Annotated in this window: 1 protein-coding gene; it reads right to left on the bottom strand. The window is 40.9% G+C overall.

Annotated elements, in window-relative coordinates; all coding sequences use genetic code 11:
• Window positions 1-178: 178 nt before the first annotated feature.
• Window positions 179-530: ankyrin repeat domain-containing protein (locus ACYVRH_RS14345; RefSeq protein ID WP_461257549.1), on the bottom strand; the 352-nt coding region annotated here is incomplete at its 5' end.

The following is a 530-nucleotide window of genomic DNA, read 5'->3' as shown; positions in this document are numbered from 1 at the left end:
GTTTTATTGTTGGAAGTCATGGTATTAATTTCTTTTATTGTTTATATGTCTATGCATTGGAGGATAATATTTTTATCGCATTTGATAGGGTGATGTTAGCAACTACAGAAATTTAGTCGTGCACCGGACTGGAATGGCACACTACTTGCGATAATTTGGAAAAAAATAGCGTGTAATCTTACGGCGTCTTGTCTGGCTTATTACCGTCAAACATAGCCAACATTTTTTTATTACCAAAAATAGTGGCATACTTTCTTGCGCTTACGCCAAGAGCGTCTTTAATGTCTGGATCAGCTCCGGCGTTAACCAGAATTTCAACAATTGCCTCATCACCAGCGCCTACAACGACAACCAGCGCGGTCTGTCCGTCCTTGCTCTGAATATTCACATCTGCTCCGGCTTCAATAAGGGTTTTTATCATATCTTTGTTTTTTACAAGAGCGCTGTCAAAAAGAGCGGTAGCAAGCAGAAGACGGCATACGAGATTCACTTGAGCGCCGGAACTGAGCAGAAGCTTAAGGGTATTTAAT

It is taken from the genome of Treponema sp. R80B11-R83G3 (genome assembly GCF_054786115.1).
Note: the sequence above shows the minus strand (reverse complement) of the source record. Positions and strands in the feature narration are given on the sequence as shown.